The organism is Nitratireductor pacificus pht-3B, from assembly GCF_000300335.1.
Lineage (GTDB): Bacteria > Pseudomonadota > Alphaproteobacteria > Rhizobiales > Rhizobiaceae > Nitratireductor > Nitratireductor pacificus.
Genome location: NZ_AMRM01000017.1, coordinates 1 through 13,783, shown reverse-complemented (window position 1 = coordinate 13,783; position 13,783 = coordinate 1). Strand labels below are relative to the sequence as shown.

Annotated in this window: 9 protein-coding genes and 1 pseudogene; 5 read left to right on the top strand and 5 right to left on the bottom strand. The window is 66.5% G+C overall.

Annotated features, from left to right (window positions below):
- Positions 1 to 16 precede the first annotated feature (16 nt).
- Positions 17 to 1,117, bottom strand: a complete 1,101-nt coding sequence (locus NA2_RS14920; protein ID WP_008597825.1) for an ABC transporter substrate-binding protein — start codon at positions 1,115 to 1,117, stop codon at positions 17 to 19.
- Positions 1,118 to 1,172: 55 nt separating this feature from the next.
- On the bottom strand, positions 1,173 to 2,399 hold the full coding sequence (locus NA2_RS14915; RefSeq protein ID WP_008597823.1) for an aminotransferase class V-fold PLP-dependent enzyme: 1,227 nt from the start codon (positions 2,397 to 2,399) through the stop codon (positions 1,173 to 1,175).
- 177 nt (positions 2,400 to 2,576) lie between these two features.
- Between NA2_RS14915 and NA2_RS14910 the strand changes: the two genes are divergently transcribed.
- Both NA2_RS14910 and NA2_RS14905 read left to right on the top strand, forming a co-directional pair.
- On the top strand, positions 2,577 to 3,497 hold the full coding sequence (locus NA2_RS14910; protein WP_008597822.1) for a LysR family transcriptional regulator: 921 nt from the start codon (positions 2,577 to 2,579) through the stop codon (positions 3,495 to 3,497).
- A 112-nt stretch (positions 3,498 to 3,609) separates the two neighbouring features.
- Positions 3,610 to 4,773, top strand: coding sequence for a mandelate racemase/muconate lactonizing enzyme family protein (locus tag NA2_RS14905; protein WP_040678118.1), 1,164 nt, complete (start codon positions 3,610 to 3,612; stop codon positions 4,771 to 4,773).
- 335 nt (positions 4,774 to 5,108) lie between these two features.
- Here the strand turns inward: NA2_RS14905 and NA2_RS14900 are convergent, their stop codons facing one another.
- The 3 genes from NA2_RS14900 to NA2_RS14890 all read right to left on the bottom strand — a co-directional run bounded on the left by NA2_RS14900 (position 5,109) and on the right by NA2_RS14890 (position 11,910).
- Positions 5,109 to 5,846 (bottom strand): GGDEF domain-containing protein, encoded by a 738-nt coding sequence (locus NA2_RS14900; RefSeq protein WP_008597820.1) that lies wholly within the window; start codon positions 5,844 to 5,846, stop codon positions 5,109 to 5,111.
- 191 nt (positions 5,847 to 6,037) lie between these two features.
- Positions 6,038 to 9,913, bottom strand: coding sequence for a DUF7929 domain-containing protein (locus NA2_RS14895; protein WP_008597818.1), 3,876 nt, complete (start codon positions 9,911 to 9,913; stop codon positions 6,038 to 6,040).
- Positions 9,914 to 9,924: 11 nt separating this feature from the next.
- Positions 9,925 to 11,910 carry an NHL repeat-containing protein gene (locus NA2_RS14890; protein WP_008597817.1) on the bottom strand — a complete coding sequence of 662 codons (1,986 nt, stop codon included), beginning with the start codon at positions 11,908 to 11,910 and terminating at the stop codon, positions 9,925 to 9,927.
- 401 nt (positions 11,911 to 12,311) lie between these two features.
- Between NA2_RS14890 and NA2_RS14885 the strand changes: the two genes are divergently transcribed.
- From NA2_RS14885 to NA2_RS14875, 3 genes and pseudogenes are all read left to right on the top strand, one after another.
- A complete protein-coding gene (locus NA2_RS14885) occupies positions 12,312 to 12,884 on the top strand; it encodes a sigma-70 family RNA polymerase sigma factor (protein ID WP_008597816.1) in 573 nt (190 codons plus the stop codon).
- Positions 12,881 to 13,537, top strand: coding sequence for a hypothetical protein (locus NA2_RS14880; protein WP_008597815.1), 657 nt, complete (start codon positions 12,881 to 12,883; stop codon positions 13,535 to 13,537). The genes NA2_RS14885 and NA2_RS14880 overlap by 4 nt, the downstream gene beginning before the upstream one ends.
- Positions 13,530 to 13,783, top strand: a pseudogene (locus NA2_RS14875) (hypothetical protein); the annotation flags it as partial. The gene NA2_RS14880 and the pseudogene NA2_RS14875, both read left to right, overlap by 8 nt.

Sequence of the window (13,783 nt, the reverse complement as noted above, 5' to 3'; positions counted from 1 at the left end):
GGGCTTTGATCGTCGGTCAGGCGGCGCGGATTTCTTCCGCCGCCTTGTCGATCAGGTCGAAGATGAAGGGCGCTGTCTCGACGTCAACCCAGGAAAGCCGGCTGCGCTCTTCTGCGCTCAGGGCCAGGGCCTCCTTTTCCTGATCCGTCAGCAGCGCCTCGGTGCCCTTGATGGTAGAGGAAAGACCGGTGGAACGGACGATCTCGGCGCCGTTCTCCGCGTCGCCCAGAAGCGCGTTCAGGAAGGTGTAGGCGTTCTCCATGTTGGCCGCATCCTTCGTGATGTTGAAGCCGTAGGCATAGGCGAGCCCGCCTTCCTTCGGAATGGTGTAGCCAGCGGGGAAGCCGTCGATGATGAGCTGCGAGGAGGGGCCGGAACCCGCCTGCGCCAGCGCCACGTCGCCCGTCACCATCATCTGCTGGATTTCGGTCGCGGCCTCGTAGTAGCGGCGCACCATGTGCTTGTGCTCGATCAGGAAATCGCGGGTCGCGTCGACCGCGCGCTGCGCCACGTCCGGCGTGTTCATGTAGGTTGCAGCCGAGCCGTCATAGCCCAGATAGTTCATCACGATCTGGAAGAAGTCCTGGATCTGGTAGGCCGTGCGCCCGGCATTGGCCTCGTCGAACATCACGTCCCAGCTTGTCGGCGCCTCAATCTGCTCTGTGTTGTAGAGAAGGCCGGTGGAGACGACGACCAGCGGGACGCCCCACTGTTCGCCCGAGCGCGAGACCCACGAAGCGCTCGCGTACTCGTCCTCGATCCGGCTCCAATTGCCGAGCTTCGCCCGGTCGATGGGTGCGAGGAAGCCGGCGTCGATGAACTGGTAGAAGCGGTGGCCGGCGCAGGTCACGATGTCGGCGCTGAACTTGCCGTTCTCGGCGGCCATCAGGTTGAACTGCTCGCCCTGGTCGGTGACGGTGCGGATGTTCAGGCGGATGCCGGTCTCGTCCTCGAAGCGCTTGCGGAATGCGTCGGTGATGAACCCGTCATAGGCCCAGATGTTGAGTTCGCCGGAAGCGGCGTGGGCCGGTCGGATCAGACCGGGTGCGCACAGGCCGGCAACGCCGGCAATCCCCATTCCGGTCAGAACCGTTCGTCTCGTCGGCTTGAATGTCATGGCCGTTCTCCTTTGTCTTTTTTTCTGGTTCATGCGTTCCCCGAACCAGGCCAGATCAGGCGTTCTGCCCTGCGTTCAATTCCTTCTTTCCCTGTTTTCCCGCCGTCAGAACCGCAAGCGCCTCGCCGAGGCGCCGGACTTCGTCAGCCGTGTTGTAGGCGTGCACCGATGCCCTCACCAGTGCAGTCACGCCCTGTTCCCGCAGCGACCGGCGTGTGAGCTGGGTGTTGGAAACCGAAGTGTTGATGCCGAAACGCTCGCGCAACTGGCGCACGAGCGCCTCCGCCGGGACGGTTTCGTGGAAAAAAGTCACGATGCCGCTTTGTTCGATGCCGCGATCCTGCACGGTGATGCCCGGCAGGCCGGCAAGCATGCTGCGCATCTGCATCGCGAGGCCGCTGACATGCGTCCAGATGTTCTCGAGACCGATGTCCAGCGCATATCGGCATGCGGCGCCGAGGCCCAGTTGGGCGGCGACATTGCGCTCCCAGAGCTCGAAGCGGCGCGCCCCGGCGGCGAGCTCGAACCGGTCAACCTCCGTCCATTGCGCCGACTGGATGTCGAGAACATGGGGCCGGAGCGCATCGAGCGCGGCGCCGTCCACCCACAGAAATCCTGTTCCGCGCGGCCCCCGAATGTATTTGCGGCCCGTGGCCGAAAGCATGGTGCAGCCGAGTGCCCCGGCATCGATGGGCATCTGCCCGACGGACTGGCAGGCGTCGAGCAGGAACGGAACGCCCCGCCGGCGCGCCACCGCGCCGATCTCCCGGGCGGGGTTGATGAGGCCGTCATTCGTCGGCATGTGCGAGATGGCGATGAGGCGCGTGCGGTCGGTCATCAGCCTTTCGAGAGCCGCCACATCGACGATCCCGTCGCGGGTGTCCGGTGCCAGAACCACCTCGATTCCCAGGTGCGTCTCGGCGTGGCGGAAGGCGATCATGTTGGAGTTGTATTCCGACTGGCCGGTGATCAGCCGGTCTCCCGGCTCCCAGCCGACGGCATAGAAGGCGGCCTGCCAGGCGCGGGTGGCATTGTCGAAGAATGCGATCTCGTCGGGCGCGCCGCCGACAAGTCGTGCCGTCGCGTCGTAGGCGGCCTGCAACCGGCCGGCCGCTCCTTCCGCTGCTTCATAGCCTCCCGACATGATCTCCTCGGCCCAATGGCGCTCGACCGCCTCGATGACCGGTCGCGGCATGAGGCTGGCGCCCGCATTGTTGAAATGAACCATTTCAGGTCTGCAGCCCGGCGTTTCGGCGCGCAGCTGTTCCGTGTCCAAAGCCATCGCCGGACCTTCTGCTCTGTTCTCGGAATTGAAGCCCGGCAACGGTCCCGTCGCGCGCAAGCATAGCGTTCCGCTTATTGTTCTTCGCCGCTCTTGCGATCGGTTAACCGGGAGGTTGCCATGACGATCGGACGACAAACAGGTTGAAAAGATTCATCCTCAGTATAAATTCAGCTCATGGTATTGCGCCGGCATCTTCCCTCACCCAGCACGCTCTTCGTCTTCGAGGTGGCCGCCCGGCATGCGAATTTCTCCAAGGCGGCGGATGAGCTGAACATCACGCAGCCGGCGGTCAGCCATGCGGTGGCGTCGCTCGAGAAGCATCTCGGCGAAAAACTCTTCATCCGCTCCGGCCCGAACCTCGCCCTGTCGGAAGCCGGCAAGAAGCTCAGCCGCGTGACCACCCGAGCCTTTCATTCCATCGAGGACGTGCTCGACGAGATCGAGGGCCGCGACGGCACGCGCGAAGTGGTGATGCTCTCGATCTCGTCGGGCATGGCGACCCATTGGCTGATGCCGCGCTACAGCAGTTTTCGCGAACAGTTTCCCAATACCGACCTGCAGTTCCAGCTCCTGCCCGGCAGCGTCGGGGGACCTTTGGCGAACTGCGATCTCGGGCTCCGGGTCGCGGTGGGCGACGACGCCCGCAAGCTCGGCGGCTGGTTCGCGCCCGAAAGGGTCCTCGCCATCGGCGCTCCCGGATATGTCCGCGAGCGCGGTTCCTTCGATGCGCCGGTCTCGCCGCATACACTGATCAACCTGCCGGACCACTGGTTCGGCTGGTCCGAGTTTGCCTCGGAGGCCGGCAGGCGGATTCCGACCACGTGGAACCAGCTTTCCTTCTCGGACTATTCCGTCGTGCTGCAGGCGGCGCTCAGCGGGCAGGGGCTGGCGCTGGGGTGGACCTCGGTGGTCTCGCGGCTCGTCATCGACGGCATGCTGGTCAGCGCCAGCGACAAGGTCATCCTCACCGACCGCAGCTATCATCTGGTGTCGTCGAGCCAGCGGGCGATCCGTCCCGTCGTGGAACTCGTGCGGGACTGGTTGATCGCGGAGATGGAGCAGGAAGAGCGCCAGCTTGCGAGGATGCTGGGCTGACATCCTGGCGGGAGGCTATTCCTCCCAGGCACAGGCCCCTGACCACAATTCCATTGTGATGCGCGCCTCGGCATCGGACAGTCGGGCACAAGCAACCGTTCTGGACATGTTCATGAAGATCACCGCCGCCAACATCTATGTCGTGCCGACGGGCTTTCGCCGCGCCGTCATTCTGGAACTGGAGACCGATGCGGGCATAACGGGGCTTGGTGAAGCCGGCATCGCCTACGGCCTTGGAACCACGGCCGCCGCCGAGATGCTGGCGGCGATGCTCGAACGCCTGGTGATCGGCCGCGATCCTTCGCCCGTCGAGCTGATCTGGAACGACATCTACGACCAGGGTTTCTGGACAAAGGGCGGCGGCGCGATCTCGATGGCGGGCCTCAGCGCGATCGACCACGCGCTCTGGGATATCAAGGGCAAGGCGCTCGGCGTTCCCGTCCACATGCTTCTTGGTGGGCCGATCGAAACCGAACTGGACGTCTATGCCAATGGCTGGTGGCTTGGGTGCAACAGCGGCAGTGCGTTCGCGGAGGCGGGCCTGCGCGCGGTCGAGCGGGGCTATCGCGGGTTGAAACTCTACCCGCTGGGCATGGCCGACCCCATCACCGTGATCCGCCATCCGGCCCGCCGCAGCCTGCGCCAGGGCGAGAGTGCGCTTGTCATCGAACGTGTCGAGAAGCTGCGTGCGGCCGTGGGCGAAGATGTCGCCATCATGCTCGATTTCGGGGGCGGGCTTTCCAGCGATCAGCTCCTGCCGCTCCTGCGCCGGCTGGAACCCTTTAACATCTGTTTCGTCGAGGAGCCGGTGGACCCGGCCTTGCCCGGCGCGCTGGCGAAGGTCGGGCGCTCCACGCCGATCACGCTGGCGGCGGGCGAGCGTGTCTACACGCGTTTCGGTTTCCACATTCTGCTTGAAACGGGAGCCGTCTCTATTATCCAGCCGGATCTCTGCAACACAGGTGGGATCATGGAAGGAAAGAAGATCGCCGCGCTGGCGGAGATCCACAACGCGCGCGTCGCCCCGCACAATTATGGAAGCACGCTGGCCACGGCGATCTCGGCGCAGCTCTCCGCCTGCATTCCCAATTTCATGGTTCTCGAGTGCTTTCCTGACTATGCATCGGAACCGAACTACGTGCCCATTCTCGAAAATCCCTGGGAAGACAATGTCAAGAACGGCCGCATGCCAGTCAGTTCGATGCCTGGGCTAGGAGCGGTGCTGTGCAGGAGCACGGTCGAGAGGCATCTGTGGAAGCGGGTGATCCCCGACTGACGCAGGTGTTTCTTCAGGAGAGCAGAAGCCCGTCATTGGCTGGTCGGCTCGCGATTCTTACACACCATGGAGGGCGCTGACGAAACGGTCCCTCCGAAGGCCCCTCGCTGCTTGAGATCCATCTTATTTCTTGAAGCGCGGCGCGACTTCGCACGGGGCGCTGCAAACCATTGGAGCAGGCCGTGAAGTCTGAGATGCGAACCTGCGTTTAACCGATTGTCTTCAAGTATTTTTCGAGTTCAACGGCGCCCCCATGATCCTCAAGATCATCGCATACCGGCCGTATTGTTCCGAGACGCCGCCTGCCGGTCTTGGCGCTGTGGCTCGCCGGGGGCTCAGGCGACGCGCAGCGCCGGCTCCGAGACGACCCGGTTGCGGCCGCGGTGTTTCGCTTCATAGAGGCAGCGGTCGGCCCGGCGCATCAGTTGCGATACGGTGCCGGCGCCGTTGTCCATCGTCATGCCGATGCTGACGGTCAGAGCGCGCCGCGCGCCGCCCGCCGGCTCGAACACCAGATGCTCGACCGCCTGCCGCAGGCGTTCGCTGACCGACGAGGCCTCCCGGCTGTCCACCCCGGGAAGGAAAACGCAGAACTCTTCGCCGCCGATACGGCCGATGACGTCTTCTCCGCGGACGGTCGCCTGGATTGCGCCGGCGATCAGTTCCAGAGCGCGGTCGCCCGCCTGATGCCCGAAGCCGTCATTGACGGCCTTGAAATGGTCCGCGTCGATCATCAGCAGCGCGCCGGTACCCCGGGTGCGGCGAAGCGCCCGGAACCGGTCGAAGAATGCCTCCCGGTTCAGGAACCCGGTCATCTGATCGCGCGTGGCGCGCTGTTCGAGCTGGCGATTCGCTTCCTCGAGGGCCCTGAGCGCGACCCGGAGCTTCTCATTCTGCCAGAAGACCATGAAGCCGGCCGGGAAGGCCGTCAGCAGGGGCAGCACGGAGTTCATCAGGAAGACGAAGGCGGTGAAGGGCTGGCCGCTGGACCATCGGATCGAGAAAGAGATGATCTGGCTGAAGAAGATGACGCCGACCGTGACCATGGTCGCCTTGAAAATGATGGTCCACACAACATGCTTCCGGTTTGCTGGCTGTCCCTTCCAGTCTCTGGCCGCAGGGCTTAGCCGCGGAGTGTTAACAAGAAGGAACCCCTTTTTGGAAAACACCCCCGATGTCCTGCATGTGGTGTTCCGGAGGTCGGACGACCCCATGAAAGAACCCCGCCGGCGAACCGGCGGGGTCTGGTTTCAGGCAGACCGGATCACTGGAGCCGGTTGCTGTTGTCGCGCGGCCGCAGGAGCTGGGGAACGACACGCAGGGGCACGTTCGTATCCGGCTGCCGGGGGACGACACGGTTCACCGGCGGCTGCTGCACCTTGCGGCAGTTGGGCGGCGTACCGACCGTGCCGCGCGGGCAGCGCTGCTGGACGACCGGACGGCAGTTCGGGAAGTTCCCGACCGTGCCGCGCGGGCACCGCTGCTGAACGATCGGGCGGCAGTTCGGGTAGCGACCCGTCGTGCCTCTCGGGCATTCGCGCTGCACTTCCGGCTTGCGGCAGGCGCCGGCGACCAGGCGGGTTCCGCGCGGGCAGACGCACTGTCCGTCCCGGGTGCGGATCATGCCCGGCAGCAGGCGGCACTGCTGGACGATCGGCCGGCAGTTGGGCGGCGTTCCCGTCGTGCCGCGCGGGCAACGCTCCTGCACGATGGGGCGGCAGTTCGGGTAGCGACCCGTCGTGCCTCTCGGGCATTCGCGCTGCACTTCCGGCTTGCGGCAGGCGCCGGCGACCAGGCGGGTTCCGCGCGGGCAGACGCACTGTCCGTCCCGGGTGCGGATCATGCCCGGCAGCAGGCGGCACTGCTGGACGATCGGCCGGCAGTTGGGCGGCGTTCCCGTCGTGCCGCGCGGGCAACGCTCCTGCACGATGGGGCGGCAGTTCGGGTAGCGACCCGTCGTGCCCCTCGGGCATTCGCGCTGCACTTCCGGCTTGCGGCAGGCACCCCGAACCAGCTGGGTTCCGCGCGGGCAGACGCACTGGCCTTCGCGGGTGCGGATCTGGCCGGGCAGCAGGCGGCATTCCGCCTGCGGACGCGGCTTCTCCGGCTCCGGCTGAGGCTGCGGCCGCGGACGCGGCGTGGGCAGCGGGATCGAGGAGCTGCCGACGCACTCGCCGTTGCGGAAGGTGGTGCCCTCCGGGCAGACGCAGCGGCCGTCATTGTTGAACACCAGACCCGGCGAGCACTGGACGTCAGGCTCGTCTTCCTCGACCGGCATGATGCGGAAGTCGTGGCAGTCGAACGGACGATCTGCGCCCGGTGCTGCCGGTCCCACCGCGGTCATGGCGCGGACGTCGGCGTTCGGCGGCACCACGGCGGCGCAGTTGCGGCCGTTGGCGCCGTTGGCCACCTGATTGGCCAGACCGCCATCCGCCGGCAGTTCCACCGTCACCTCGTGCATGCGGCTTTCGCCGGCGCCGAGCGTCAGGTTGGTTTCGCAGACGAAGGGCAGTTCCGTCGGCTCCGGCGTGCAGCCGAAGGGCGGGTTGACGGAGAGGATGGTGGCGGGAACGCCGCCGAAGCCCTCGACCGTCAGGGCGTCGCCGATCCTGACCGGAGCGGAGATCGCCGATGGACCCTCGTTCCGGATCGTGACCTGGAACGTGCAGGGTTCGCCCAGCCGGCACTCGGCGTCGCCCGTCTTGTCGACGGTGATCTGGGTGCCGCCCTGAGCGCAGGCTTCGCCGAACGGATAGACGATGTCGTCGCCCGGCGCCGGGCCGAAGGAACCGCGGGCGCAGTTCTCGAACCGTTCATTGGGCGAGACATTCACCGTCACGTCGAAGTGGCGCGAGGTGCCGGGGGTCATGACCGCACCGGGAATCTGACAGCCGAGCGTGGCTGCCGGAACCGGACCGCACGACCATTCCGGGCCGTCCGGCGTGACGGACTGGATGTCGACCGGCGTGCCCGAACCGATGATCTCGGCTGCGTCGTTGACACGCACCGGGCCCATCGGGGCGGCTGTGCCGACGCTGGTGACCGTGATGCGGCAGGAGACGCTGGCGGACGTGACCGTCGTGTCGCAGGTCTTTTGGATGCGCATGAGCGGCTTGCCGGGGGTGCCCGGTATCGTCGCCGTCGCGCAGGCTTCGTTATTGGCCAGGTTCGTTTCGCCCGCAAGCGGCGTCACCTTGGCGCAGTTCTCGACCGTGTTGGTCGGGTAGTCGCCGACCACCGTCGTCACGAGGATGTCGGTCGCTCCGCCGGGGATCAGGCTCAGCATCGGATGATCGCACTGGAAGCTGTTGCCGGCGAGCGGCGCGCAGGTCCAGGGCGGCGAGGGGCTGAACGTGGCCGAGGCGACGTCGCCGCCCGGGAAGGTGTCGACGAAGGTGACCGGGCCGTTGATGGGCGTGGCGCCGGCGTTGAACACCGTCACGACATAGGTGCACAGGCCGTCGGGCGTGCAGAGCGAGGGATCGGCCCGCTTGCGCACCGCGATGTCGGGAATGTCATTCTCCGGCGGTGTGCATTCGGGATCGCCCGGCAGGCAGATCGCGATCGAGGCGCAGGCCTTGTCGTTCGTCGGATCGCCGAACGGACCCTTGCCGCTGGTCGTATAATCGTATTCGGCACAGTTGCGGATGCCGCGCCACGACCATCCCGGACCCGGCTGGAAGCCGAGCTTCAGTTCGACGAACTCACCCGGATTGAGCGTGGTTTCGGGATGCTCGCACGACATCGGGCTCGCCATGGGCACGCAGGTCCATGGCGCGTTGGGGCCGGAGACGACCGCGGCGTTGCCGGGCGTCGTGACCTCGTCGAGGACGATCTTGCCGGTATAGGGCGCATCGCCCGCGTTGGAGACGCGGATGGTGAAGTCGCACGAACCGTCGATCTCGCATTCGGCCTCGTCGGCGCGCTTCTCGACCTTGATGTCCGGCTCGCCCTCGTCATCGGGCGGGCAATCGAGATCCTCGGGGATTTCGATGTCCACCACCTGCGAGCAGCACAGGCCGACGCCTTCGGCCGGACCCGCATAGGTCTCGATGCCGGTGACGATCAGATGCACGGTCTCGCCGGGAGCGGCGCCGGTGATCTTCCATTCCAGCGTGCCGCCGCCGGCGGGCACGATCTGGTCGGGCGGGTCGATGGTGATGCCGGGCGTGGTCGTGCTGACGGCGACGACGCGGCCGGCCATCTCGGGGCCGACATCCATGCGGTAGATATAGGCTCCGCCGCCGGGGGTGCAGTCCACCTCGCCGGTCTCGACCGCGAAACAGGCTTCCTCGGGCCCGTCGCCGGGCGGCGGGGGAGGCGGCGGCTCGCAATCCGTCACGTCGATGGGAATCGTCGTCGGGTCGCCGGTCTTCCAGTCGCCATCGTCCGGCAGGGCCGGATCGTGCGACGGTATTGTGGCGACCAGGCCGCCGGTGGCGACACGGATGACGGCCACATTGGCCTGGTTGTCGACATTGGTGACGGCGGGGAAGGCCGCCTGGTCGATCCTGGCCTTTATGGTGATGTCGATGGCGCGCTCGGTGAGGCTGCCGTCGCCATCAAGATCGGCTGCGGTCAGATGGAAATCCGACTGGGTCAGCGTGTCGTCCGTGGTCGCTGTGGTGCCGACCACATGGGGCGGAACGGGCCCGCCACCGGCGCCGATGATGTCGCCGCTGAAGGTCACGTCGACGATCGACAGATTGGCGGGAAGCTGGTCCGTCAGCTCGAACTTCACATCCGAAAGGAACGCGTCGAGACCCGGATGGGCGATCATGGCGGGTTCGCCGCGCACGCCGAGACGCAAACGGTATTCCACATAATCGCAATCGAGCTGTCTGCCGCGCTTCTCGAGGAAGGGCCTCAGGATCGGCTCGGCTTCAGGGATCTCCGGCTCCAGTTTGATCCGGGGACCTTCGGGGTCGCCGGGCGTCTCGAGGACTTCGAGTTCCTCGACAACCCGGTCCTGCGCGTGGGCCGGAACTGCGCCGGCAAACGGCATGAGCGCGGTGGAGAGCGCCATGCCGGCCGCCAGCAGCCAGCGCGGCCTGCGCGCCATGTCTGCTACGGGTTTCATGATCGTCTCCATGACTTCGTTGAACGTGTCGCGTTCGGCGAGGTGGGTAAACATGGTCATCGTTCCCCCCCTCAAGGCGCGCAGGATTCAAGCGGCGTTTCGAGCGGCAACGTCACCTTGCAACAGGGGAAGTAGCCACCCGCCTTCGCATCGGCGTCCTTGTAGAAACAAAGGCCGAGGTCGACGGTCTCGCCGGGGATGTGGCCGCTGATGCCGAATGTGAACGGCGTGGCCAGACCGGGAACCGTCTGCTTGGGCGGGAAAACGCCGACGCCGGGGGTCAGCGATTTCGCATGCAGCGAATCGCCGCCGATGCCGGCGTGGTCACGGATGTAGAGATCGGCTTCGAGACCTGCGGGCGTGCAGAAATACTCCGCAGCCTCCACCTCGATACAGGGCGGAAGGTCGTTCGGCGGCGGGAAGCCGGGAGGCCAGCCGGGCAGGGGATAGTCGCCCGGATAGGGGATCGGCTCGTAATAGCCGGCCCGGCCCTCGCAGGGCCGCCAGACCTCGACGTCGCCGACATGGCCCTTCACCTCGGGATCGTCGAAGAAGCCATCGAAATCGGCGAACCAGGAACCGAAGGGCGGCTCGTTCTTCGGCCGGACAAGGAAGGATGCAGTGAGCTGCACCCCGTGAACGGCCAGAGGCCCGCCTTCGACGAGCCGCTCCTCAAGGGCCGGATTGTCGCGCAGCCGGTCGCCGGTCTTGACCAGCGTGCTCGCGCAGGCGTTGCGGTTGAAGAAGCCTTCGGCGTCGTAGCCATATTGCAGGTCGATGCCGCCGCCGCCCTGGCGATGGGGCTCTGGGAAGCCGACCGCGTATTCCTGCGGCATTGGCACCCAGATGCTCTCCGTCGCCGGATCGTCGGGGCTTTCGCGCCAGTAGCGCAGGACCGAGGCCTCGCCGCTGTCGGCGAAGCTCGAATAGTCGTAGCGGTTCTCCACCTCGCCGCGCTGGGCGAGATACATGAAGCCGCGCGTGTCGAAGGCGATGTCGGTGACCGGAAGGTCCTCCTCCGCCTCGACCGTCAGCTCCCAGCGCGGATCGCCGGCGAAGGTCCCGTCACGGGCGATGCCCACGGACCAGATCTCGGCTTCCTCGCCGACCGCGTAGTAGAGCCGGCCGCCATGGACGGCGAGGCCATTGACGCGGCGCTCGTCCTGGGTGTAGCCCCAAGTCCTCGGTTCCTCGGCATCGAAGGCGGCGCCGGCAATGTCCATCACCGCGCCGTCGTCGGCCACCGGGGCCAGCCCGCGCGCGGGCCGGCCATCGACGCCATGGTCGAACGTGTCGACCAGATTGCCGTCGATGTCGATGCGGTGGATCAGGCCGGAATCGAGGTCGGAGGCGAAGAACTGCCGGTGCGACCGGTCGAAGGCGACGTTGCCGATGCCGGGACCGCTGTTGGTCGCGATGTCGGCGAACAGCGAGACGGCGCCGGTCAGTCCGTCGATCTTCCAGATCGAGCCGGGGCCGCCGCCGTTCTTCTCGCCGAACTGGCCGTCCATGAAGCGGACGCCTTCCGCGCCGCGCCGCTGGCGCTCGGGTCGCCCGTCCTCGTCCTCGTCCTCCGTGACGATCTGCACGCCGTGCAGCGACGTCGCGGCGGCGTAGAGATTGGGCACGATGGCGGTCGTGTCGTCGCGCCGGCCGTCGTCATAGGCGAGGCCGAAGACCTGGCCGATCTCCGATGCCGGCACCTCGAAGGGCGGCGGCGTGAAGACCAGTTGGCCGGTCGGCGGGCCGCCGAGCCAGGTCATGTCGAAGATGCGCAACGAGGCGCGCTCCATGTCGATGAAGGTCTCGTCGACCGGATCGACGCCGGGCAGCAATCCTTCCTCGAAACCGGGGATGAGCGTGCCGGGAAAACCCGTCACGGCCATGAAGCCCGGCTGGATGATGGAGCTTTCCTGTGCCTGCGCGGGGGCGGCCAGCGCAACGCCCATCACCAGGGCAATCGCCGCGCAACCCGATGCAAGATGTCTGGCAAAAAAGCTGGAACGGAGGTTCGCCTTCCCGACGCGGTGCGCCGGGAGCCGATGATTTTGCCGCATAACATGCCTCCCGATACCGTTCGGGGCTGTAACCGGCAGGGCGTTCGTATCGCGCCCAGTCCCGCTTTTTCCGGCGAGTCCCCCCGAAGCAGGGTCTGTATCAACCCCGTCGACGGCAAGGGTACGCCCTCGCTTACGCAGCGTCAACAAAGCCGCCCCGGGCATGGCCCAGGGCGGTGCCGCCGACTGCCTGCAGTCGTGGATTCGTGTCATCAGAACACTCCTTTCACGGGTGCGCACCATGCGAACCCTACGGGGTGGGTCTGACCGGGGCATGAAAAGGTTCATCCAAACCTGACTTCTGGTTTTGGTAAGCATCATCGGGTAGCGTTCCGGCAATTGGGGGAGAACGCGATGAACCAAGTCGATCCGCCGCGCGACACAGCATGGAAGGGCCTGCCATGAGCGGCGCATCGGACCCGACGTCCGATGCGGCACTGGTGGCGCGGGTGGGGCGCGGCGACCGCGCCGCACTCCGGCTCTTGTTCATGCGCCACCACATGCGGGTCTACCGTTTCGTGGTGCGCCAGACGGGATCGGAAAGCATGGCTGACGACATCGCAAACGAGGTTTTTCTGGAGGTGTGGCGCCAGGCGCCGCGCTTCGAGGGCCGTTCCCAGGTTTCGACCTGGCTGCTCGGCATCGCCCGCTTCAAGGCGCTTTCGGCGCTGCGCAAGCGCCGGGAGGAAACGCTCGAGGAGGGGCAGGCCGAGGCGGTCGCCGACAGCGCCGACACGCCCGAGGTGGCGGCGATGAAGGAGGACAAGGGCGCGGCGCTGCGCCGTTTTGTCGACATGCTCTCCGAAGAGCATCGCGTGGTGGTGGACCTTGCCTATTATCACGGCAAGTCGGTCACCGAGATCGGCGAGATCCTTGCCGTGCCGGTCGCCACCGTGAAGACGAGAATGTTTTACGCCCGCAAGAAGCTCGGCGAAGCTCTGAAGGCGGCTGGGTACGATCGAGGCTGGCCATGAGTGAGAACGCTTTTTCAAACCGCCGCGACCGGCTCGAGGCGCTGCTGCCGTTCTTCCTGAACGGCACGCTGGCGGGGTCTGAACTGCGCGAGGTCGAGGAATGGCTCGCCTCGGACCCGGACGCGATGGCGTCGCTGGCCGAAGCCGAGGCCGAATATTCCGCGGCGCTCGGCGTCAACGAGGCCATCCGGCCGCCCGCCGATGCGCTGGCGCGGTTCTCGGAAAGCCTCGACCGCGAGGCCGGGAAGGAGCGCGCGCCCGCGCTTTCCCTCAGCGAACGGCTCGCCCGCTTCCTGCCCTCGATGCCCATTCAGGCCGCCTGGGTGGCGGCCGGGCTGGCACTGGCCATCCTGGTCGGCCAGACCGTGTGGATCAACATGAACGGTACGGAGCAATATTCCGTCGCCGGCTCCGAGCGCGAGAACGCGCCCTTCGCCTTCGTCACCTTCAGGGCGGATGCCTCCATGGCGGAGGTCTCGGCGCTACTGGGCGCTTCGGGGCTGGAGATCGACGCGGGGCCGCTCCCGGGCGGACATTACCGGGTCCTTGTACCGGCAAAGACTGTCGCGCAGTATGACGGGATCGTCGCCGGGCTGGAAAAGGCCGGCATTGTCGAAACCGTGATGACGGGGCGCAAGCCCGCAGATGAATAGACGGATCGCCTTCCTGCTTCGCCTGAGCCTCGTGCTGGCTGCCCTCGGCTTGTGGGCGGGAAGCGCCGGCGCGCAGACGCAGGACGGCGCGCCGCCCGCCATCGACGAGGAGCCGGCAACGCGCCCGCCCGAAACGGCGCCTGCTCCCATCGGGCGGAACACGGTTCTTCTCCCGCAGATTCTCGCGGACCTGTTCGGACCCGGGCAGGGCGGCGACCCGGCGCCTGGCGGCAATGATGCGGCGGG